Source organism: Ectopseudomonas toyotomiensis (genome assembly GCF_017167985.1).
Taxonomy (GTDB): domain Bacteria; phylum Pseudomonadota; class Gammaproteobacteria; order Pseudomonadales; family Pseudomonadaceae; genus Aquipseudomonas; species Aquipseudomonas toyotomiensis.
This window is the reverse complement of the sequence record NZ_CP070505.1, coordinates 3,546,084-3,567,928: the sequence shown is the minus strand read 5'-3', so window position 1 is coordinate 3,567,928 and position 21,845 is coordinate 3,546,084. Positions and strand designations below refer to the sequence as shown.

Below are 21,845 nucleotides of genomic sequence, written 5' to 3'. Positions count from 1 at the left end.
CCTTCATTTGGGCAGTTGGTAATCCTCAGGCCCCATCAGGTCGAGACCGCATTCCAGATTCTCGATCCAGTAGAGGAAGGCGCTGATCATTTCCGCGCCGACGAAGGGCCGGCCGTGCTGCGGCACAATCATTTCCACATCCATCTGCCGCACCATCGCCGCCCACAGGCGACAGGCCTTGTTACCGGCCATATAACGGCGATGGAAGCCTTCCATGTTCGGTACGTGGTTGACGAAGTCGCGCACCGGCGAAGCGTCGTCGACCATCGAGGCCCCCATGTCACCGGAGAAAAGGATCTTGCTCACCGGGTCATAGACCTGGAAGTTGCCCACCGAGTGAAGAAAGTGCGCCGGCACGGCCTTGAGCGTGCATTTGCCCAGCGGGATGCTCTGGCCACGATCGGGCAGCGCGATGATGCGATCGAAGGTGTTGATGCCACGGCTCAACACCAGGTAGTTGGCGGTCAGGTGCGGCAGAAAACGCGCCCACAGCTTGGAGCAGATCACCCGCGCGCGGGTGTGCAACAGCCACTTGTCCAGCGAGGCGATGATGTCCGGGTCCTGGTGCGAGGCAAAGATGTAGGTCAGGTCCTGCACCGGAATGTGCTTGGACAGTTCCAGCGACAGCGGCGTGTAGGTCAGATCACCACCCGGATCGAGCAGCAGGTACTGCTCGTTGTCGGTGATCAGAAACTGGTTGGATTGCACGCCTTCGCCGCTGACCAGGTCATCGAACATCAGGCATTGGTGGCTGCCGTTATCGAACAGCACGATGGGCTCGCGGCGCATGGAAACCTCTTGGATGATTCGCGAGGCAACCTTAAGTGCACGACCGCCAGCCGGTACTGATATGGATCAACGGCCGGCGACAATCCGCCGCGCTTTCTCCAGACGCTTGCTGCGCGCCGCCTCGGCGATGCGCAGCAAGCCCTTGTCGCGCTGCCACAGCTCGGCCCAGTGCACAGGGCCGCCGGCAAAGGCCACCGCCAACTCGCCCGCCAACGCCTGCTGCTCGGCGAACAACCCGGCCAGCAGCAGATGGGTAGTGGGCGCATCGGGCGCCTGCCGCGCGACCTCGGCACAACCGGCCAGCAGCGCCTGCAGGCGCAATAGCAGCGTTTCAGGCCAGGCACAATCGCGCCCCACGCCAAACTGCCAGGCGACAACAGCGGTAAGTACGTGCACGTCTTCCAGAGTGCGGAAGGGCTTGACGTAGTCGTCCCAGCCGTCGCCGGCCAGGCGCTCGCCGTGGGCCTGTTCCAGGTGCAATCGCGCATGGCCGATATCCGGCATCAGCGGCAGCGCCGGCAGTGGTTCGATACGTACACCCGGCGCGCCCTGGCGCACCACGCCCAGAGCCAGACGCGGCGCCTGCCCCTCGTCCTCCTCGCGCGCCGCCACCAGCAGCCAGTCGGCGCATTCGGCGGCGGTGACGAAATCCTTGCGGCCGGTGATCTGCAGGCCGTCGATACGCGTGTTCATGTCCGCCGGGCGGGTGCTGCGGTTCTCCGTCACGCACAGGGCGCCTGCTGTCCAGGGCGCCGCCGGCCACAGCATGCGCAACGCCGCCTGATAGCCGGCGAGAAAGGCCAAGCCCGGTGTGGCCGCCTGCAAGCCCCCCACCAACGCCAACTCGAAAGGCTGCGGCGTATCCCCCAGGCGCGCCAGCAGGCGAGCGTACCAGTCTTCCAGGCCGGCTTCGGCAGCCAGGCGTTCGATGGGCTGAAACAGACTCGACCAGGGCATCGTGGGCCTCCGCTTGGCAGCGCCAGGTGCGCCGTCACATAAGCATCAAAAAAGCGTCACGGTGGTGACACCGCAGCTACCTAGCCTGAGCTTGCCCAACAAGATCGACCGGCTGCAAGCATTCAGCCGGCACACGGAGGATCTGGCATGACTCAAACCGCTCGCCGTCTGCAGGCCGAACGTCTGCAAGGCCCCGCCGCCCTGCGTGAAGCTCAGGCCTTGCGCTACCGCGTATTCAGCGCGGAATTCGATGCCAAGCTCAACGGCGCCGAACTGGGTCTGGACATGGACGACTACGACATCCACTGCCGCCATATCGGCGTGCGTGACCTCAATAGCGGCGAACTGGTCGCCACCACTCGCCTGCTCGATCACCAGGCCGCCGCGGGCCTCGGTCGCTACTACAGCGAAGAGGAATTCGCCCTGCACGGCCTGGCCAAACTGGAAGGCCCGGTGCTGGAAATCGGCCGCACCTGCGTCGATGTCGCCTACCGCAACGGCGCCACCATCGCCGTGCTCTGGGGCGAACTGGCCGAGGTACTCAACGAAGGCGGCTACCGCTACCTGATGGGCTGCGCCAGCATCTCCATGCAGGACGGCGGCATCCAGGCGCATGCCGTGATGCAGCGTCTGCGCGAACGTTACCTGTGCACCGAACACCTGCGTGCCGAGCCCAAACATCCCCTGCCGCAACTGGATCTGCCGGGCAACGTCATCGCCGAGATGCCACCACTGCTCAAGGCCTACATGCGCCTGGGCGCGAAAATCTGCGGCGAGCCCTGCTGGGACCGCGACTTCCAGGTGGCCGACGTGTTCATCCTGCTCAAGCGTGACGAGCTGTGCCCACGCTACGCTCGGCACTTCAAGGCGGCAGTCTGACAGCTACACTTGCATCCCCTGCGCCGGCCCTGTAGACAGAGGCCGGCTTTTTTCATCTGGAGTCCTGCATGCCCCGACTGCGCCTGGCCCTGCGCCTCTTTCATCTGGCCCTGGTAATCGCCTTCGGCACCTTGCTGGCCGGCATCGTCAGCCTGTTCGAGCGGGTGGTTCGGCACGACCTGATGCCGCTGCGCCAGCGTCTGACGCGCTGGTTCCTGGCGCGCCTGGGCCGCGCCCTGCCATTTCGCGTACGGGTCGAGGGCGAGCTGCCGACGCAGCCGATGCTGTGGGTCAGCAACCATGTGTCATGGACCGACATTCCGCTGTTGGGCGCCCTGCAGCCGCTGTCCTTCCTGTCCAAGGCGGAGGTGCGCGACTGGCCGGTCGCCGGCTGGCTGGCACACAAGGCCGGCACGCAGTTCATCCGCCGCGGTGCGGGCGACAGCAGCCAGGTCGGCCAGCAGCTCACTCGACATCTGCAGCAGGGTCATCACCTGCTGATATTTCCCGAAGGCACTACCACCGACGGCCTCGCGCTGCGCACTTTCCACGGCCGCCTGCTGAGCAGCGCCATCGACAGCGGCGTGGCCGTACAACCCGTCGCCATCCGTTATCTGCGCGACGGTCAGCCCTGCCCCGTGGCGCCCTTTATCGGCGACGACGACATGCTCTCGCACCTGCTGCGCCTGCTCTCGAGCTCGGCCTGTGAAGTGGAGATCCGCCTGCTCGCGCCGATTCCCAGCGAATCACGCAGCCGCAACGAACTGGCCCGGCACAGCCAGGCCATCATCGCCAGCGCCCTGCTGCTGAATGCAGCCGAGCAGGAGCAGGCCGAGGCGGCTTGAGCGCATTCAGTCAGCCGGCGGCACGATCAAGGCGTCGCTGTCGACCGACGCCAGCAGCTGGCTGGCCACGCTGCCGAGGAAGAAGCGCGAAACGCCTTCACGGGCGTGGGTGCCCAGGACCAGGAGGTCCGCTCCGGAGTGGCGCAAGGCCTCGCCAATCACCCCTTCCGGTGAGCCAATCTGTACCAGCAAACGCTCGTGACCCAGCTTCGCACCGACTGCATCGAGGCGCTCCACCAGTTGCTGACGCAGCAGCTCGCGCTGGTTCTCCAGCACCTCGGCGCTGATGCCGGCTTCCATCATCGCACCCGCCGCCACCGGCTCGACCGCACTGGCCACATGCAGGTTGTCCAGGCTCGCCAGGCCCAGCTCACGCGCCCGGTTCAGAGCCTGTTGCGACGTACGCGACAGGTCCATCGCCAGCAGCGCATGACGATACTCGTGGGTTACCGGGCCATTGACCCGCAGCACCGGCAGATGGCTGCTGCGCACCACGCGTTCGAGCGTGGTGCCGACGAAGAAGTCGCGCAGCGCCGACTTGCGATGCGCGCCCACCACCAGTAGATCGGCGCCCATGCCCTGCGCGCTCTCGACGATCACCGCCGCGGCCTCGCCAGTGCCCACGATCACCCGCGGAACGCTGCCGGCCTGCTCGCCCAGGCGTTCGGCCTGCGCCTGCAAGAGCGTCTCGGCTTGTTGCACCTGACGCTGCACGTGCGCGGCCGGCGCATCGTCATCGATCACATGCAGAAGACTCCACTCACCGCCACCCTGACGGCGAATCAGTTGCACGGCGCGCTGCACCGCATGCGCCGAACGCTCAGACAGGTCGGTCGCTACCAGAATCTTGATCATCTCGTTTCCTCCATGGGTTTAACACCGCGTTACATTCAAGCGCCTCTCGACTCCGTACTCCTTGATGCAGGTCAGGCCCGACGCGGTAAAGCGGACTAGGGTAATCAGGACTGCTCACTGCCCGCCGGATGGCGGCCGACAAGCTCAGCCCGGCCCAACCAAGGAGACGCACCGCATGGGCAATGCCCCCTCACAACATAGTGACCACACCTGGCACGGTTTGACTGCACAACAAGCGCTCGACACGCAGCACAGCACCACCAGCGGTCTCAGCCAGGACGAAGCCGAACTGCGCCTGCAACGCCACGGCCGCAATCGTCTGCCACCGCCGAAACGGCGCGGCCCGTTGCTGCGCCTGCTGTACCAGTTCCACAACGTGCTGCTGTACATGATGATGGCTGCCGCCCTGGTCACCGCCCTGCTCGGCCACTGGGTCGATACCGGGGTGATCCTCGCTGCGGTGCTGATCAACGTGGTGATCGGCTTCATCCAGGAAGGCAAGGCGGAGAATGCCCTCGACGCCATCCGCAACCTGCTGTCGCCGCACGCCCTGGTCATGCGTGGCGGCGAACGCCGGGAGATCGACGCCGATCAGCTGGTACCCGGCGACATCGTCCTGCTCGCCTCCGGCGACAAGGTGCCGGCTGACCTGCGCCTGATCAGCGTGAAGAACCTGCTGGTGGAAGAAGCGGCGCTGACCGGCGAATCGCTACCGGTGGAAAAATCCCTGGCCCGTTGTCAGGCCGATGCGGCGCTGGGCGACCGCCGCTGCATGGCCTATTCCGGCACCCTGGTGGCCAGCGGTCAGGCTAGCGGCGTGGTGGTGGCCACTGGCGCGAGCACCGAGCTGGGCCGCATCGGCGCCATGCTGCAACAGGTGCAGGCGATGACCACGCCGCTGCTGCGGCAGATCGAGCAATTCAGTCGCTGGCTGGCACTGGCCATCCTGATCTTCGCCATGGCTACCTTCGCCCTCGGCACCTTCTGGCACGGCCAGGACCCGGCCGAGATGTTCATGATGGTGGTGGCGCTGACCGCTGCCGCCATCCCCGAAGGCCTGCCGGCACTGATGACGGTGATTCTCGCCCTCGGCGTGCAGCGCATGGCCGGGCGCAACGCCATCGTGCGGCGTCTGCCAGCCGTGGAAACCCTCGGTTCGGTGACGGTGATCTGCTCGGACAAGACCGGCACCCTGACGCGCAACGAAATGACCGTGCAGCGTCTGGTCACCGCCAGCCGCGTGCTCGACGTCAGCGGCATCGGCTATGCCCCGACGGGCGCCTTCCATCTCGATGGTGCACTGCTGGAGCCGGATGCCGCGTTACTGGAAATCGCCCGCGCCGCTACCCTGTGCAACGACGCCCAGTTGCAGCAAGACGCGACGGGTAGCTGGCGCTTGCAGGGCGACCCCACCGAGGGCGCGCTGCATACCCTGGCTTTGAAGGCCGGGCTGGAGACCCCGACGCTGAAACTGCAACTGCCGCGTAGCGACAGCATTCCCTTCGAGTCCGAGCATCGCTTCATGGCCAGCCTGCACCATGACCATCAGGATCATGGCGTGATCTTCCTCAAGGGCGCGCCGGAGCGCCTGCTGGAGATGTGCAGCGACCAGCGCGATGCCGACGGCGGCGTGCAGCCGCTGGACGCCGACTACTGGAGGCGCCAGGCCACCGACCTGGCCGCCCGTGGCCTGCGCCTGCTGGCCATCGCCAGCCGCAAGGCCTCGGCCTCCCAACGCAGCCTGAGCTTCGCCGATGTGGAGCAGGACATGACCCTGCTGGCCCTGGTAGGCATCATCGACCCGCCGCGCGAGGAAGCCATCGCCGCCGTCGCCGAATGCCAACGCGCCGGTATCCGGGTCAAGATGATCACCGGCGACCACGCCGAAACCGCCCGCGCCATCGGCGCCCAGTTGGGCATTGGTATCGACATGCCAGCGATGACCGGCGCCGAGCTGGAGCTGCTCGACGAGCGCAGCCTGCGCGAGGTGCTGCCCGGCGTCGAGGTGTTCGCCCGTGCCAGCCCGGAGCACAAGCTGCGTCTGGTACAGGCCATGCAGGCCAGTGGCGAAGTGGTGGCGATGACCGGCGACGGCGTCAACGACGCCCCGGCTCTGAAACGTGCCGACGTCGGCGTGGCCATGGGCGACAAGGGTACCGAGGCGGCCAAGGAGGCGGCCGAAGTGGTGCTGGCCGACGACAACTTCGCCACCATCGCCGGCGCCGTGCGCGAGGGCCGGGCGATCTACGACAACCTGAAGAAGTTCATCCTCTTCGCCCTACCCACCAACGGTGGCCAGGCGCTGATCGTGATCGCCGCCATCCTGTTCCAGCTGACCCTGCCACTGACCCCGGCGCAAGTGCTGTGGATCAACATGGTCACCTCGGTGACCCTGGGCCTGGCCCTGGCCTTCGAACCGGCCGAGTCCGGGCTGATGGACCGTCCGCCGCGGGCACCAGACGAACCCTTGCTGTCGGGCTTCTTCGTCTGGCGCGTGTTGCTGGTGTCGCTGCTGATGGCCGGCGCCGGCATTGGCCTGTTCCTCTGGGAATTGCAACAGGGCACCGGGCTGGACAGCGCGCGGACCATGGCACTGAACGCCGTGGTGATGTGCGAGGTGTTCTACCTGATCAACAGCCGGCGCATCTTCGCCTCGGTGCTCAGTTTCAAGGGCCTGTTCGGCAGCCGCGCTGTGCTGCTGGCCATCGCCGCCTGCCTGCTGCTGCAGGCGCTGTACACCTACGCGCCACCGATGCAGCGGCTGTTCCACTCCACCGCACTGGATGCGGCGCAGTGGGCGCGCGTGGTGCTGGCCGGGCTGGCGGTGTTCGTCATCGCCGAACTGGAGAAGTGGCTGATCCGGCGTTGGCACCTGCAGCCGAGCGGGTGACCGCGGTGCGCACGGCGCACCCTACGGAGCTGACGCTATCGCCCCGTCCCAAGGGCGCAGGCAACAGTGTGGGAGGCGCTTTAGCGGCGAGCTTTTACCATGGCCATCGCGGCTAAAGCCCCTGCCACGAGGGCCCGCTCAAACCAGCTCACGTCGCTCACTTTGGGCGAAGGTCATCAGTTCGGGGTAGAAGGCGCGAAAATCCTCGCTCAACGGCTCGTACAGCCGCTCCAACTCCGCCAGGCTGCCGTCGAGCAACTGCGGCCGCGACAGCCGTCGCTGCATGCCGGCGATCACCTGCTCCAGCACCGCGAACTCGCGGTAGCTGCCCAGCCAGTCCTGCGCCGCCATGCGCGGCGCCATCAGCGCCAGGCGCCCTGGCAGCTCGGCCTCGGCGGCCAGTACCCGGTACACCTCGCGGGTGAAATGGTCCAGCGGCTGCGCCGCATACTCGGCCCAATCGCGGGCCAGGCAATGGTCGAAGAACAGGTCCAGCAGCATGCCGGCCGTGCGTCGCCGCGCGGCGGGAAACCGGGCACGCGCGCGTGCCTGCAGCGGGTGGCTGTCGGTAAAGGCGTCGATGCGCCGGTGCAGGCGGATGGCCGCTTCGATCTCTGTCGGCCAGCGTCCGGCCAGGGGGCCCTTGACGAAGTCGCCATACAGGCTGCCGAGCAGTTGCGGCGGTGCGTCGCCGCCAAGATGGAGATGGGCCAGATAGTTCATGACACGAGCTTACCGCCCTGAGCAGGACAATCGAAGCCGTTGATGGAGACTATTGGAACAATCGATCTGTATATCGTCCAGAGACGATATAAGGTTCGCCCCATGACGATACACACCGACACCGCCATGGACATCGACACCATCATCAAGGCCCTCGCCCACCCAGTGCGCCGCGACATCCTCGACTGGCTGAAGGAGCCCGAGCTCAACTTCGCCGAACAGGATCACCCGCTGGAGATCGGCGTGTGCGCCGGCAAGATCTTCCTGCGCACCGGGCTGTCGCAATCCACCGTTTCCGCCCATCTGACCACCCTGCAACGCGCCGGTCTGGTGACCAGTCGCAAGGTCGGCCAGTGGCATTTCTTCAAGCGCAACGACGAGCTGATCCAGGCTTTTGTCGAGCGTCTCGGCCAGCAACTCTGATTTGACCTTTCCCTCGGAGAAACCACCATGCCCACACTGTTCGACCCCATCCAGATCGGTGATCTGCAGCTGAACAACCGCATCATCATGGCACCGCTGACCCGCTGCCGCGCCGACGAAGGCCGTGTGCCCAACGCGCTGATGGCCGAGTACTACGTGCAGCGCGCCTCGGCCGGCCTGATCATCAGCGAAGCCACTGCCGTCACGCCGATGGGCGTGGGCTACCCGAACACCCCCGGCATCTGGTCGGATGCGCAGATCCGCGGCTGGAGCAACATCACCCAGGCGGTACACGCCAACGGCGGCAAGATCGTCCTGCAGCTGTGGCACGTCGGCCGTATCTCCGACCCCATCTACCTGAACGGCGAACTGCCGGTCGCCCCCAGCGCGATCCAACCGGCCGGCCACGTCAGCCTGGTGCGTCCGATCAAGGACTTCGTTACCCCGCGTGCGCTGGAGACCGAAGAAATCGCCGATATCGTCGAGGCTTATCGTCAGGGCGCCGAGAACGCCATGGCCGCCGGTTTCGATGGAGTGGAAATCCACGGCGCCAACGGTTATCTGCTCGACCAGTTCCTGCAGAGCAGCACCAACCAGCGCACCGACCGCTACGGCGGCAGCGTCGAGAACCGCGCGCGTCTGCTGCTGGAAGTGACCGATGCAGCCATCTCGGTATGGGGCGCCGGCCGCGTCGGCGTACACCTGGCACCGCGTGCCGATTCACACGACATGGGTGACGCCAACCGCGGCGAAACCTTCGGCTACGTCGCTCGCGAGCTGGGCAAACGCGGCATCGCCTTCATCTGCGCTCGCGAAAAAGCCGACGACGACAGCCTGACGCCGCAACTGAAGAAGGAATTCGGCGGCGTATTCATCGCCAACGAACGCTTCACCAAAGATCAGGCCAACGCCTGGCTGGCCGAAGGCAAGGCTGATGCCGTGGCCTTCGGCATCCCCTTCATCGCCAACCCGGACCTGCCCGAGCGCCTGGAACAGGACGCCGCGCTGAACGAGCCGCACCCGGAAACCTTCTATGGCTCCGGCCCGGTCGGCTATATCGACTATCCGCGCCTGTAAGATCGCAGCTGATGCACCTCCCGCAAGCGATACCCTGCGGGAGGGGCTTTAGCTGCGACCAATAAACGAACGCCCCGCATCGCGGGGCGTTCGTTTATCGAGATGGTGGCACTCAGCGCTGATTGATCTGCTGCTGCAGATTCACCACCTGGCTCTGCAGGGTATTGATGTTGCGCGTCATCTGCGCACGGAAAGCATCGAACTCGGCGGTATTCGGACCGGCACTGGTGGCCGGGCGGTTGTCCAGCTCGCTGCGCAGCACCAGCAGATCCTGCTCCAGGCTACGGATCGATTGCGCCGGATTGCCCTGCTTCTTCAGCGCATAGATATCGCCACCGAGGGCCTTGATGCGGGTATCGAGCTTGGCCAGTTCGGCCTGGGTCGCCTTGGCATCCGCCTGGGCGGACTTCAGCGCTGCCTGCTCGGTGGAGAGCGCCTGCAGACGCTTGTCGAAGTCGGCGCTGGCGCCGATGCCACTCTTGAGCTCCGCACCCAACTGCTCGATGCGCTTGTCCAGCGCCGCCTGCGCCGTGGCACTCTGCTGTTGCTGCTTGCCCAGCTCGGCCAGGCGATTTTCCAGCTGCTTGACCTGCAGTTTGAGTGCCTCGCTGCCGCTGGTGACGTTGGACTCGGTGGCCACCACCTTGCCGGAAATATCCTGAATTCGTCCGGCCGCCTCTTCGCTGATGCGCGCGAAGCTTTCCTGGGTCGCCACCAGGCGCTGCTCCATCAGGCCGATCTGCTGCAGGCTCCACCAGCCCAGGCCGGCCAGGGCGAAACTCAGCGCACCAACCAGCGCCCACAGCGGCCCGGTACTGGCGCCCTTGGCCACTGCAGCCTTGCTGCTGGTGACACGGCTGCTGCGCGGGGCCGGCTCCTCACGCGGCTCGGCGAAATCCTCACGGCGCTCCGGAGTCAGGCTGGGCAGATTGTCGAGTTCGTCGTTGGCGTCGTTACGCATGGTCGGACCTATGGTTGGAACGAATGAACGGAAATGCCGCGCAGTATACCGATTCGCCATTACACCATCAGCGTCGCGCCAAGCAGGTGCGCGGCGCACCGACGAAGGGCGCGACAGGGCCATCGACTCGCCTGCAGCCCAGCAGTTCCGCAAAACATGAACTGGTACGCACTTTGCTTTTTCTCCCGTCGTGAACGAGCCGATAGCGCGTCGCTCACAAGCCAGCAGGCGGCCTGAAAGTTCTGCAAAGCAATACAACACGAACGGGTGTTACAGCCGCAGGGAAGAGGCTGTTCAGGTTGCGGAAGGTGTGGAACACCGAAGTCCGTGACCCTTCAACCAATCGGGGGAAGTGGCAATGGAACTGAACAAAGAAGTACTGGACTGCATGAAAGCGCTGCGTCGCCGTCTACGCGAAGAGCAAGACGTGGACATTCGCCTGAGCCAGCCCAACGCGGTCGGCGCCATGCTCGATGGCAGCCTGAAATCCGACGATGAAGAAACCCGCCGCCTCGGCCAGCGCCTGGCCGAACTGTCCGATCAACCGCAGCGCGCATCGGTCACCCCACTGGCCGCCGTCGAGATACCGGTCGGCGCGCCAACCGGCTCGGTACGCATCTATCGCGGCCAACGCATCTACGCCTGAGGTCCCATCTGCGCCTGCCACCAGGTGCAGAATTCATCCAGTGCGTCCCACAGACTGGCCCGGGGTTCGTAGCCAAGGTATTCGCGGGCACGGTCGATGTTCAGGGAGAAATCCCTGGCCATCACCGCCACACCAAGGCGAAACAGACTCGGTTCTGGCCGCCCCGGCAGCATCCGACACACGCCTTCGTTGAGCGTCGCCGCGGCGTAAGCCAGCGGGAACGGCACATGCCGCGTCACCGGCGGCAACTCAAGGCGGCGCAGCACGTAATTGACCACATCCCATAGTGGCACCGGCGCGCCGTTGCTGATGTTGTACACCTGGCCGAGCGCCGCCCCGCCCACTTGCAACGAGCTGAGCAAAGCGTCGTTAAGATTGTGCACATTGGTGAAGTCGACCTTGTTCAGACCATTGCCGATGATCGCCAGACGCCCCTTGCGCTGCATGCCGATCAAGCGCGGGAAGATGCTGGTATCACCCGCGCCGGTGACGAAGCGCGGACGCAGGGCGATCACCTCCAGGCCGAACTCCTGCGCGGCGAACACCTGCTGCTCGGCCAGGTACTTGGTCTTGCCGTAGTGATCGGAGAAGCGCTTGGGCACCTGCTCCTCGCGAATATCGACATGGGACTTGCCATCGAAATAGATCGACGGTGAGGACAGATGCACCAGGCGCCGCACCTTCTGCTTGAGGCAGGCATCGACGACATTCTCGGTGACCGTGACGTTGGCCTGATGAAAATGCGCATAGTCGCCCCACACGCCCACCGCACCCGCGCAGTGCACCACGGCCTCGACATCCCGGCACAGCGCCTGGGCCAGTTCGGCATCCCCCAGATCGCCCTGGACGAACTCGGCGCCGCGCTTGATCAGATGCTGCACGCCCTCGGCACGACGGCCGTTGACCCGCACATCCAGGCCCTGTTCGAGCGCGAAACGAGCGAAGCGCCCCCCGATGAAGCCACTCGCGCCGGTGACCAGAATCCTCATCGCCATCCCCTACCATTGATTCTTGTAGTTGCCGCACTCTAGCAGCGCTCGATCCCCGCTGCCCTGTCGGTAACGGCCAGAATACCGACCCACCAGGCCGCACTCACCTGGCCAGGCGCACCCTACGGACCGGGTTGTACCTGCACCAGCGCGCCGCCGGCTGCGCGACGCAGGCGTTCGGTCAGCTCGCCGAGCAACTCGCCGCCATTGCGCCAATGGTGCCAGTACAACGGCACATCGATGCAGCGCTCGGGCAGCAGATCCACCAGCCTGCCGCTGGCCAGTTCCTCGCGCACCTGCAGTTCCGGCACTAGGCCCCAGCCCAAACCGCCCTCAGCGAGACGCACGAAACCTTCGGACGAGGGGCACAGGTGATAGGCAAAAGCACCGGTGACACCGAGGCCCGCCAGATAACGATGCTGCAACTGATCATCCGGGCCATAAACGATGGCCGGCGCACGCACCAGCGCGTCAGCGCTGACGCCAGCGGCAAAATGCCGGGCGATAAAGGCCGGGCTGGCCAGTGCGCGATAGCGCATCGCCCCCAGCGCCAGACTGCGCGCACCTGCCACCGGGCGCTCGGCAGCACACACGCAACCGGCCACTTCGCCCGCTCGCATGCGCTTGAGGCCGACTTCCTGATCCTCCACTACCAGCTCCATCAGCACCTGCTGGGTGGCACAGAACTCCGCCGTCGCCGCCGCCCACCAGGTCGCCAGGCTGTCGGCGTTGATGGCGATGCGCAGACGCTCGGGCAAGGCCTGCTCATCCAGCCCCGGCACCTGGCCTTGCAGGTCGCGCTCGAGCAGGCGCACCTGCTGCACATGGTTGAGCAGACGCCGGCCGATTTCGGTGGGCGCTGGCGGTGTCGCGCGCACCAGCACCGGCTGGCCGACACGCGCCTCGAGCAACTTGATGCGTTGCGACACCGCCGACTGCGACAGCCCCAGCACCTGCGCCGCGCGTTCGAAGCCGGCCTGCTCCACCACCGCCGCCAGGGCGGCGAGAAGTTTGTAATCGAACAATCGATTTTCCTAATGAGTGATCAGCAATATTGGTTTCTCTTATACATCCACACACAGCAGACTCGCCAGCATTCAACCCAATCAGGAGCCCGCCATGTCTGGCGAAACCAACCTCGCACGCCTGCTGCAGAGCATGACGCCGCAGCTCAATCCCGGTCAGTACGTGTTCTGCTGTGTCCCGGCCGAGCATGACTGCAGCGCCCTGCAGCCGGTCGCCAGCATGCGCGAGCCTGAAGGTCTGAGCCTGGTTCTGACGCGCGAAGTCGCTGATGCCCACGACCTGCACTACGACTACGTCGCCGCCTGGATCACCCTTGAGGTGCATTCGTCGCTGGCTGCCGTGGGTCTTACTGCTTCCTTCTCCGCCGCCCTGGCGCAGGCCGGCATCAGTTGCAACGTGGTCGCAGGTTTTCATCACGACCATATCTTCGTGCCCAGCGAACGAGCCGAACGAGCGCTGTCCACCCTGCGCGCCCTGTCGGCGGCGTCCATTCCGGAGCCGACATAATGTGGCAGAGCTACAGCAACGGCCTGCTGGTGGCCATCGGTCTGATCATGGCCATCGGTGCGCAGAACGCCTTCGTCCTGGCGCAGAGCCTGCGCCGCGAACATCATTTGCCAGTGGCAGCCCTGTGCATCGTCTGCGATGCCCTGCTGGTGGCCGCTGGCGTGTTCGGCCTGGCCACCCTGCTGGCACAGAGCCCGACCTTGCTGGCCATCGCCCGCTGGGGTGGCGCCGCCTTCCTGATCTGGTATGGCAGCCAAGCGCTGCTACGCGCCGCGCGCCCGCAATCGCTGCAGGCGGCCGGCAGCGAACCGCGCTCATTGCGCGCGGTGCTGCTCGCAGCGCTGGCGGTCACCCTGCTCAACCCGCACGTCTATCTGGATACGGTACTGCTGATCGGCTCGCTCGGCGCCCAGCAACCTGAACCTGGTGCCTATGCCGCAGGCGCGGCCAGCGCGTCCTTTCTCTGGTTCAGTACCCTGGCGCTCGGCGCCGCCTGGCTGGCGCCCTGGCTGGCCAGGCCACTGACCTGGCGCCTGATCGATCTGGGCGTGGCGGCGATGATGTTCACAGTGGCGGCGCAGTTGATTCTGGGTGCGTTGTAAGGTTCGCAGTCGCGCATAATGCGTCTGGCCTATTACGCCAGGAGCAACAATGGATACCCTGCATGCGATGCGCGTGTTCGTCCAGGTGGTCGAGCGCGGCAGCTTCACCGCTGCGGCCCAGGTGCTGGATCTGTCCACCGCGCAGGTATCGCGACTGATCACCGAGCTGGAGCAACATCTCGAGGCACGCCTGCTGCAGCGCACCACGCGGCGCCTGGCGCTGACCGAAACCGGCGAGCGCTATCTGGAGCGCTGCCGGCAGATTCTTGGCCAGATCGACGAAGCCGACGCCGAAGCGCGCGGCGCGCATCACACCCCCAGCGGTCGCCTGCGCGTGCACACCATGACCGGCCTCGGCCTGCAGCACCTGACGCCGTTGATCGCCCGCTACGCCGAGCGTTATCCACAGGTGGTGGTAGAGCTCACCCTGGCGCAACGCACCCCGGATCTGCTCGAAGACGGCCACGACGTGACCGTCGCCTTCGCCCGCGACCTGCCGGACTCGCAACTGGTGGCGCAACGCCTGGGCCCGGTCTACAGCGTACTCTGCGCCGCCCCCAGCTACCTGGCCCAGCATGGCATCCCGCAACAGCCGAGCGATCTGCAGCAGCACCGCTACCTGCGCCTGACCGACCCGCTGTACCGTGGCCAATGGGATTTCGGCGACGAGCAACTGGAGGCGCTGCCGGCCGAATGCTTCCAGGTCAACGTCGCTGAAGCTCTGGTCAAGGCGGCCCAGGCCGGCATGGGTTTCTGCCTGCTGCCTTCGTTCGTCGCCAGCCAGCCGCTGCGTGAAGGACGCCTGCTGCGCATCCTGCCGCAGCACCGGCTGCGCGCCCTGAACATCTATGCGATGTATCCGTCGCGACGCTTTCTCGATGCCAAGACCCGCACCTGGGTGGAGTTCCTCAAGGCCGAACTGCCGCCGCTGCTACGCGCTGACGAAGCGGTACTGGACGACGCGCAATACTGGGCGACGCCTGCAGGATTGTTGCGCGATAGGTAATGGTCATTCACCCGGAACGCGCTTTTTCGCACCTCGATGCCTCACTAGGATGACTTCGAACCCACGAAGAATCCCAAGAGGATCGCCCCCAATGAAGAACCTTCTCACTGCCACTGTCCTGTCCCTTTCTACTCTGCTGGCCACTCAGGCCTGCTTCGCCGAAGAGTCGGCGGCTTTCGTCGCTCATCAACAGGCCCACCAGCAACAGCCGCACGCCACAGCCACCCAGCAGGCGCAAACCGCGAGCACGCAGAGTACCGGCCAGCACGGCTAAACCCAGGCTTACCTGGCGCCGGCCGCGCTCCTGACCGGCGTCCCTCGGGCCGCTGACACGGCCCTTTTTCCTGCATCGAGGCCATCATGAAACGTATCGCCTGCCTGCTCGCCCTCGGCTGCGCCGCTACCCTGGCACATGCCGAAACGCCCGAGCACTACCACTACGGCATGCACCTGGACATCGCCAAGGTCATCAGTCAGACCCTGCCGCACGGCTGCGAAGCGGGTGAAGCCCGCATGGTCTATCTGGACTCCAAAGGTGAACAGCACACCCTGATCTACCAACGTACCGGCGAAGACTGCCGCTACTGACCACCTCAAATGCCACACATCCTGGCTCTACCTGGACCGCACGAACTCGGCGCTGAAGCGACCACCATCCGGGCGCGTGAAGGTCTCGTACATCCGATCCCCCTCGACCCTCAGCTGCAACTCCTTCGTCGTCCTGACGCCACCGACCCAGTTGGGAAAGGTGGCGCCCTCGACCCGGTTACCGGCAAAACGCCCTTGCTCGTCGACGCTGTAAGTGCCAAAGAAGCCGATGCTCGACGCCATGGCACGGCGATTTTCTTCGTCGCTGCCGCCGCCGCGCGCGTCGGATGCAAAACGCGGCGTATCGCCGTCGGTCAATACTTCGACGAAATGCATGTCAGGCGTGAATACCAGCATGCCTTGCGGGTTGTCACCGTACGGACGCTCGATCCTGTCATCTGCTTCCAGGGTGGCGGAAACCATGCGCCAGGTGCCTGCCACCTGGTTGATTGCACCCGCGTCGGATTCGCTCTCGCTGGCCGTGGCGCTCAGGGTCAGTGCCAGCAATCCGGCCACCAGTGCTGGCCGCGAAAAGAACCAGCCCCTGTCAGCCAGTTCAATCCACAGGGAGGCTCGGGTGCTCTGCTCGATCTTCATCGGTAATCTCCTTAAAGGGTGAAACCGATGGTATGAGGCGGGTCGAACTATGATAAGACGCACCAATACGAACGCCCCCGTGAAGAAAGTTCACCAATGAGCAACGCCAGCCTCCCCGATCTCAAGGCCTTCATTCAGGTCGCCCAGCAGCGCAGCTTCCAGAAGGCCGCCGATTCCCTCGGGGTATCGCGCTCCTCTCTCAGTCACGCAATCAAGGGGCTCGAACAACGCCTGGGGGTTCGCCTGCTGCACCGCACCACCCGCAGCGTGGCCGTGACGGAGGCTGGGGAACAGCTGCTGCAGCGTCTGACGCCGCTGCTTCGGGAGCTGGACGACGCACTGGATGCGGTCAGCCATGGGCCCGAGGAACTCGCCGGGACCCTGCGCATCAATGCCAGCAAGGGCGGCGCGCGCTGGCTGCTCGAGCAGGTGATACCGATTTTCCTGCAACGCCATCCTCACGTGGAGCTCGACCTGGTCAGCGAGGGCAGGCTGGTGGATATCGTCGCTGAGGGCTTCGACGCCGGTGTGCGCCTGGCCGAGTCGGTCCCCAAGGACATGGTGGCGGTACCCTTCGGCGGTGACGTGCGCTTCGTCACCGTCGCCTCACCGGCGTATATCGCCACCTTCGGGCGTCCTGGCACGCCTGACGAGCTGCGATCTCATCACTGCATCCGCCAACGCATGCCCAGCGGCAAGCGTTACCGCTGGGAGTTCGAACGGGGCACGCAGCACCTGGCGCTCGATGTACCGGGCGCATTGAGCCTGGATGACAACGACTTGCTGGTCGAGGCCGCCTGCCGCGGGCTGGGTATCGCCTACGTCCCACAGGCTTTTGCTCGCAAGGCACTGGAGAAAGGCAAGCTGGTCTTGCTGCTGGAGGACTGGACGCCGCCTTGCCCGGGCCTGTGTCTCTACTATTCCAGCTATCGCCACGTTCCGGCGCCGTTGCAGGCCTTCATTGCCATCCTCCGCGAACGGGCCTAGAAGGCTGTTGAAAAATCACCTCGGCTTTGGCCTCCCGCGCCCTAGCGCCTGCATCCAGGCAGTCGTTGCCTGCGCTTCTCAACTGCTACAGCGGCTGGCTCCCGACGACCGGGAGCCACGTTGCTCCGATGATGCGGTCTATGCTGAACAGGTACTACCCAGTCGCGATGCGTTCGAAGCGCAGCTCGGCACCATTGTGAGCCCAGGCACAGGGGTAGCACCATGGTTGCACCATGATGACGCAGCACCTCGGCAAACTGGATTGGGCGAATCCTTCGCTCTTGCCCGAATCGAAGCTGCAAAGTGTGGTTGATACCCTGCAGATCAAGGAGCACAAGGGCTACAGCGTCAATCTTGAGGGTGAAATGAACGTCCGTCGGGACGCCACCCAAATTGGTTGCACCTAGTTGCACCAGATACCAAAGCAGGTTTAATCTCCCGCAGCTTTTTTGTTGCCCGCCATCCCTGGCAGCAGCCCCTAGGGCCGTCGCAAGCGACGCCAGAAACTGCTCCAGGCAGTTTCACCCTGTACAACCGACAAAAATAGGACACCCCTATGGCCACCACCACGCTTGGCGTAAAACTCGACGATGCTACCCGCGAGCGCCTGAAAAAGGCCGCTGCGCAGATCGACCGTACGCCGCACTGGATGATCAAGCAGGCGATCTTCAATTATCTGGAGCAAGTCGAGAGTGGCCTGACACCCGCCGAGCATGCCGGCCTGGCCGCTGCCGCCGGCGAAGAAGCGCTGGAGTCGCTGACCGAGCAGGGCCTGCAGGTGTTCCTCGATTTCGCCGAAAGCATCCTCCCGCAGTCGGTGCTGCGCGCCGCCATCACCAGCGCCTACCGCCGCCCGGAAACCGAAGTGGTGCCGATGCTGCTGGAGCAGGCGCGCCTGAACAAGGAGCAGGCCGAGGCCTCGCAGAAGCTGGCGCTGGGCATCGCCGAGAAGCTGCGCAACCAGAAGAACGCCAGCGGCCGTCAGGGCCTGGTGCAGGGTCTGCTGCAGGAGTTCTCGCTGTCGTCGCAGGAAGGCGTGGCGCTGATGTGCCTGGCCGAAGCCCTGCTGCGCATCCCGGACAAGGCCACCCGCGACGCGCTGATCCGCGACAAGATCGCCAACGGCAACTGGAGTCAGCACCTCGGCCAGAGCCCGTCGATGTTCGTCAACGCGGCCAGCTGGGGCCTGCTGATCACCGGCAAGCTGGTGTCCACCCACACCGAAGCCGGCATGACCTCGGCGCTCAACCGCATCATCGGCAAGAGCGGCGAGCCGGTGATCCGCAAGGGCGTGGACATGGCCATGCGCCTGATGGGCGAGCAGTTCGTCACCGGCGAGACCATCGCCGAGGCCCTGGCCAATGCATCCACCCTGGAGGCCAAGGGTTTCCGCTACTCCTACGACATGCTCGGTGAAGCCGCGCTGACCGAGGAAGACGCCAAGCGTTACCTGGCCTCCTACGAGCAAGCCATCCACGCCATCGGCAAGGCCTCCCACGGTCGCGGCATCTATGAAGGCCCGGGCATCTCGATCAAGCTCTCCGCCCTGCACCCGCGCTATAGCCGCGCCCAGTACGAGCGCGTGATGGACGAGCTGTACCCGACCCTGCTGGGCCTGACCCAGCTGGCCAAGCAGTACGACATCGGCCTCAACATCGACGCCGAGGAAGCCGACCGCCTGGAGCTGTCGCTGGATCTGCTCGAGCGCCTGTGTTTCGAGCCAAGCCTCGCTGGCTGGAACGGCATCGGTTTCGTCATCCAGGCCTACCAGAAGCGCTGCCCGTATGTGATCGACTATGTCATCGACCTGGCCAAGCGCAGCCGTCATCGCCTGATGATCCGCCTGGTCAAGGGCGCCTACTGGGACAGCGAGATCAAGCTGGCTCAGGTCAATGGCCTGGAAGGCTACCCGGTGTACACCCGCAAGCCGTACACCGACGTGTCCTACCTGGCCTGCGCCCGCAAGCTGCTGGCCGCGCCGGAAGCCATCTACCCGCAGTTCGCCACCCACAACGCCCACTCGCTGTCGGCCATCTACCAGTTGGCCGGGCAGAACTACTACCCGGGCCAGTATGAGTTCCAGTGCCTGCACGGCATGGGCGAGCCGTTGTACGAGCAGGTGGTGGGCAAGATCGCCGACGGCAAGCTGAACCGCCCGTGCCGCATCTATGCACCGGTGGGCAGCCATGAAACCCTGCTGGCCTACCTGGTACGCCGCCTGCTGGAAAACGGCGCCAACACCAGCTTCGTCAACCGCATCGCCGACCACAGCATCTCGCTGAAAGACCTGGTGCTCGACCCGGTGCTGCAGGTCGAGCAGATGGCCGCGCAGGAAGGCGCCATCGGCCTGCCGCATCCGCGTATCGCCCTGCCGCGTGACCTGTACGGCAAGGCCCGGGTCAACTCCGCCGGCCTGGACCTGGCCAACGAACACCGCCTCGGCTCGCTGTCCTCGGCGCTGCTGTCGTCCACCAATCTCAGCTACGTCGCCGAACCGATGCTCGGCTGCGATGCACCTAACCCGGGCGAGCCGGAGCCAGTGCGCAACCCGGCCGATCACCGTGACCTGGTCGGCCACGTGCGCGAAGCCAGCGTCAAGGATGTCGACAGCGCCATCCTCTGCGCCCTGGCCAGCGGACAGATCTGGCAGTCCACCCTGCCGACCGAGCGTGCCGCCGTGCTGGAACGCGCCGCCGACCTGATGGAAGCCGAACTGCAACAGCTGATGGGCCTGCTGGTGCGTGAGTCCGGCAAGACCTTCGCCAACGCCATCGCCGAAGTGCGCGAGGCGGTGGACTTCCTCCGTTACTACGCGATCCAGGCACGTAGCTTCGGCAACGACAGCCACCGCCCGCTGGGCCCAGTGGTGTGCATCAGCCCGTGGAACTTCCCCCTGGCGATCTTCAGTGGCCAGGTGGCCGCCGCATTGGCCGCCGGTAACACCGTGCTGGCCAAGCCGGCCGAACAGACCCCGCTGATCGCCGCCCAGGCCGTGCGCATCCTGCTCGAAGCCGGCGTACCAGCCGGTGCCGTGCAGCTGCTGCCGGGCCGTGGCGAAACCGTCGGCGCGCGCCTGGTCGGTGACGAGCGCGTGCGTGGGGTGATGTTCACCGGCTCCACCGAAGTGGCCGGCATCCTCCAGCGCAACATCGCCGGTCGTCTCGACGCCCAGGGCCGCACCATCCCGCTGATCGCCGAAACCGGCGGCCTCAACGCCATGATCGTCGACTCCTCGGCCCTGACCGAGCAGGTGGTGATGGATGTGGTCGCCTCCGCCTTCGACAGCGCCGGCCAGCGCTGCTCGGCCCTGCGCGTACTATGCGTGCAGGACGACGTGGCCGACCGCGTGCTGACCATGCTCAAGGGCGCCATGGCGGAGTACACACTCGGCAACCCCGAGCGCCTGAACACCGACATCGGCCCGGTGATCGACGCCGAAGCCAAGGCCGGTATCGACACCCACATCGCCAAGCTGCGCGAGAAAGGCCGCAAGGTCACCCAACTGGCGCGCGTCAACAGCGAGGACATCAAGCGCGGCACCTTCGTCGTGCCGACCCTGATCGAGCTGGACAGCTTCGACGAGATGAAGCGCGAGATCTTCGGCCCGGTGCTGCACGTGGTGCGCTACCAGCGTGCGGACCTGGGCAAGCTGCTGCAGCAGATCAACGACAGCGGCTACGGCCTGACCCTCGGCGTGCACACGCGCATCGACGAGACCATCGCCCAGGTGGTCGGCACGGCCAAGGTCGGCAACCTGTATGTGAACCGCAACATGGTCGGCGCCGTGGTCGGCGTACAGCCGTTCGGTGGCGAAGGCCTGTCCGGCACCGGCCCGAAAGCCGGTGGCCCGCTGTACCTCTATCGCCTGCTGTCAACCCGCCCGCAGGAAGCCGTCGCCCAGTACCTGCAGCAGGCCGAGGTGCAGACCTTGCCGGTGCCGAGCGAGCTGGACAAGGTGCGCACCGCCTTCGCCGACTGGGCAGGCAAGCAGGAGCCGGCCATCGCCGCGCTGTTCGAGCAGTACCGTGCGCTGTCGCAGAGCTACAGCAGCCATACGCTGACCGGCCCGACCGGCGAACGCAACAGCTACACCCTGCTGCCGCGCGAGCATGTGCTGAACCTGGCCGACGAGCGCAGCGATCTGCTGGCGCAGCTGGCTGCCACCTTGGCAGTCGGCAGCCGGGCGATCTGGCTGGACAGCCAGCGCGCGCTGTACAGCGAGCTGCCGAAAGAGGTGCAAAAGCACATCCAACTGGTGGCCGACTGGAACAGCGTCGACGTGGAACTGGACTCCATCCTCCACCACGGCGACTCCGATCAGTTGCGCGCGGTCAGCGAGCAGGCGGCGCAGCGCAAAGGCGCCATCGTCGGGGTACACGGGCTGAACAAGGGCGAGACCGACATCGCCCTGGAACGTCTGCTGGTGGAACACGCCCTGAGCGTCAACACCGCGGCAGCTGGTGGCAACGCCAGCCTGATGACCATCGGCTGATCGCAG

The 21,845-nt window shown here is 65.4% G+C and carries 22 protein-coding genes; 14 read left to right on the top strand and 8 right to left on the bottom strand.

Features of this window, described 5'->3' with window-relative positions:
- Nucleotides 1–3 precede the first annotated feature (3 nt).
- Nucleotides 4–789, bottom strand: coding sequence for an oxygen-binding di-iron domain-containing protein (locus tag JWV26_RS16380; protein ID WP_074913374.1), 786 nt, complete (start codon nucleotides 787–789; stop codon nucleotides 4–6).
- A 66-nt stretch (nucleotides 790–855) separates the two neighbouring features.
- Nucleotides 856–1,746, bottom strand: a complete 891-nt coding sequence (locus JWV26_RS16375) for an acyl-CoA dehydrogenase family protein (RefSeq protein WP_206417346.1) — start codon at nucleotides 1,744–1,746, stop codon at nucleotides 856–858.
- 147 nt (nucleotides 1,747–1,893) lie between these two features.
- Here JWV26_RS16375 and olsB point away from each other — a divergent pair, with 147 nt between their 5' ends.
- A complete protein-coding gene (olsB, locus tag JWV26_RS16370; RefSeq protein WP_196456797.1) occupies nucleotides 1,894–2,625 on the top strand; it encodes an L-ornithine N(alpha)-acyltransferase in 732 nt (243 codons plus the stop codon).
- Nucleotides 2,626–2,693: 68 nt separating this feature from the next.
- Nucleotides 2,694–3,470, top strand: a complete 777-nt coding sequence (locus JWV26_RS16365; protein ID WP_206417345.1) for a lysophospholipid acyltransferase family protein — start codon at nucleotides 2,694–2,696, stop codon at nucleotides 3,468–3,470.
- Between the two features lie 6 nt (nucleotides 3,471–3,476).
- Here the strand turns inward: JWV26_RS16365 and JWV26_RS16360 are convergent, their stop codons facing one another.
- Complete coding sequence (locus JWV26_RS16360; protein WP_045734270.1) at nucleotides 3,477–4,325, bottom strand: universal stress protein; 849 nt, start codon at nucleotides 4,323–4,325, stop codon at nucleotides 3,477–3,479.
- Between the two features lie 175 nt (nucleotides 4,326–4,500).
- On the opposite strand from JWV26_RS16360, the gene JWV26_RS16355 reads away from it, so the two are divergent.
- Nucleotides 4,501–7,215 carry a cation-transporting P-type ATPase gene (locus JWV26_RS16355; protein ID WP_206417344.1) on the top strand — a complete coding sequence of 905 codons (2,715 nt, stop codon included), beginning with the start codon at nucleotides 4,501–4,503 and terminating at the stop codon, nucleotides 7,213–7,215.
- Nucleotides 7,216–7,353: 138 nt separating this feature from the next.
- Here JWV26_RS16355 and JWV26_RS16350 read toward each other — a convergent pair whose 3' ends face one another.
- A complete protein-coding gene (locus JWV26_RS16350) occupies nucleotides 7,354–7,938 on the bottom strand; it encodes an acyl carrier protein phosphodiesterase (RefSeq protein ID WP_072422906.1) in 585 nt (194 codons plus the stop codon).
- A 126-nt stretch (nucleotides 7,939–8,064) separates the two neighbouring features.
- Here JWV26_RS16350 and JWV26_RS16345 point away from each other — a divergent pair, with 126 nt between their 5' ends.
- Nucleotides 8,065–8,361 carry an ArsR/SmtB family transcription factor gene (locus JWV26_RS16345; RefSeq protein WP_169886839.1) on the top strand — a complete coding sequence of 99 codons (297 nt, stop codon included), beginning with the start codon at nucleotides 8,065–8,067 and terminating at the stop codon, nucleotides 8,359–8,361.
- Nucleotides 8,362–8,388: 27 nt separating this feature from the next.
- Complete coding sequence (locus tag JWV26_RS16340; RefSeq protein WP_072422907.1) at nucleotides 8,389–9,438, top strand: alkene reductase; 1,050 nt, start codon at nucleotides 8,389–8,391, stop codon at nucleotides 9,436–9,438.
- A 112-nt stretch (nucleotides 9,439–9,550) separates the two neighbouring features.
- Here JWV26_RS16340 and JWV26_RS16335 read toward each other — a convergent pair whose 3' ends face one another.
- A complete protein-coding gene (locus JWV26_RS16335) occupies nucleotides 9,551–10,399 on the bottom strand; it encodes an ATPase (RefSeq protein WP_206417343.1) in 849 nt (282 codons plus the stop codon).
- A gap of 358 nt (nucleotides 10,400–10,757) precedes the next feature.
- Between JWV26_RS16335 and JWV26_RS16330 the strand changes: the two genes are divergently transcribed.
- The gene (locus JWV26_RS16330; RefSeq protein ID WP_072422909.1) at nucleotides 10,758–11,045 is read left to right on the top strand and encodes a hypothetical protein; all 288 of its coding nucleotides are present in this window, start codon (nucleotides 10,758–10,760) and stop codon (nucleotides 11,043–11,045) included.
- Here JWV26_RS16330 and JWV26_RS16325 read toward each other — a convergent pair.
- Both JWV26_RS16325 and JWV26_RS16320 read right to left on the bottom strand, forming a co-directional pair.
- On the bottom strand, nucleotides 11,036–12,034 hold the full coding sequence (locus JWV26_RS16325; protein WP_074913526.1) for an NAD-dependent epimerase/dehydratase family protein: 999 nt from the start codon (nucleotides 12,032–12,034) through the stop codon (nucleotides 11,036–11,038). The genes JWV26_RS16330 and JWV26_RS16325 overlap by 10 nt on opposite strands.
- A gap of 122 nt (nucleotides 12,035–12,156) precedes the next feature.
- Entirely contained in the window at nucleotides 12,157–13,059 is a 903-nt protein-coding gene (locus tag JWV26_RS16320; protein WP_074913389.1) for a LysR family transcriptional regulator ArgP, read from the bottom strand.
- A gap of 94 nt (nucleotides 13,060–13,153) precedes the next feature.
- Between JWV26_RS16320 and JWV26_RS16315 the strand changes: the two genes are divergently transcribed.
- From JWV26_RS16315 to JWV26_RS16295, 5 genes are all read left to right on the top strand, one after another.
- The gene (locus JWV26_RS16315) at nucleotides 13,154–13,567 is read left to right on the top strand and encodes an ACT domain-containing protein (protein ID WP_206417342.1); all 414 of its coding nucleotides are present in this window, start codon (nucleotides 13,154–13,156) and stop codon (nucleotides 13,565–13,567) included.
- Nucleotides 13,567–14,169, top strand: a complete 603-nt coding sequence (locus JWV26_RS16310; RefSeq protein ID WP_074913393.1) for a LysE/ArgO family amino acid transporter — start codon at nucleotides 13,567–13,569, stop codon at nucleotides 14,167–14,169. Before JWV26_RS16315 ends, JWV26_RS16310 begins: the two co-directional genes overlap by 1 nt.
- 49 nt (nucleotides 14,170–14,218) lie before the next feature.
- Nucleotides 14,219–15,175: a LysR family transcriptional regulator gene (locus JWV26_RS16305; RefSeq protein WP_072422913.1), complete on the top strand. Its 957-nt coding sequence runs from the start codon at nucleotides 14,219–14,221 to the stop codon at nucleotides 15,173–15,175.
- A 91-nt stretch (nucleotides 15,176–15,266) separates the two neighbouring features.
- A complete protein-coding gene (locus JWV26_RS16300) occupies nucleotides 15,267–15,449 on the top strand; it encodes a hypothetical protein (protein WP_072422914.1) in 183 nt (60 codons plus the stop codon).
- An 86-nt stretch (nucleotides 15,450–15,535) separates the two neighbouring features.
- Nucleotides 15,536–15,763 carry a DUF2790 domain-containing protein gene (locus JWV26_RS16295; protein WP_206417341.1) on the top strand — a complete coding sequence of 76 codons (228 nt, stop codon included), beginning with the start codon at nucleotides 15,536–15,538 and terminating at the stop codon, nucleotides 15,761–15,763.
- Nucleotides 15,764–15,790: 27 nt separating this feature from the next.
- On the opposite strand, the gene JWV26_RS16290 is transcribed toward JWV26_RS16295, so the two are convergent.
- Nucleotides 15,791–16,360: a lipocalin-like domain-containing protein gene (locus tag JWV26_RS16290; RefSeq protein ID WP_083563712.1), complete on the bottom strand. Its 570-nt coding sequence runs from the start codon at nucleotides 16,358–16,360 to the stop codon at nucleotides 15,791–15,793.
- A 96-nt stretch (nucleotides 16,361–16,456) separates the two neighbouring features.
- Between JWV26_RS16290 and JWV26_RS16285 the strand changes: the two genes are divergently transcribed.
- The 3 genes from JWV26_RS16285 to putA all read left to right on the top strand — a co-directional run bounded on the left by JWV26_RS16285 (nucleotide 16,457) and on the right by putA (nucleotide 21,839).
- A complete protein-coding gene (locus JWV26_RS16285; RefSeq protein ID WP_072422916.1) occupies nucleotides 16,457–17,347 on the top strand; it encodes a LysR substrate-binding domain-containing protein in 891 nt (296 codons plus the stop codon).
- Nucleotides 17,348–17,580: 233 nt separating this feature from the next.
- Nucleotides 17,581–17,754 (top strand): hypothetical protein, encoded by a 174-nt coding sequence (locus JWV26_RS16280; protein WP_158234264.1) that lies wholly within the window; start codon nucleotides 17,581–17,583, stop codon nucleotides 17,752–17,754.
- Nucleotides 17,755–17,903: 149 nt separating this feature from the next.
- Nucleotides 17,904–21,839 (top strand): trifunctional transcriptional regulator/proline dehydrogenase/L-glutamate gamma-semialdehyde dehydrogenase, encoded by a 3,936-nt coding sequence (gene putA / locus JWV26_RS16275; protein WP_206417340.1) that lies wholly within the window; start codon nucleotides 17,904–17,906, stop codon nucleotides 21,837–21,839.
- The last annotated feature ends 6 nt before the right edge of the window (nucleotides 21,840–21,845 follow it).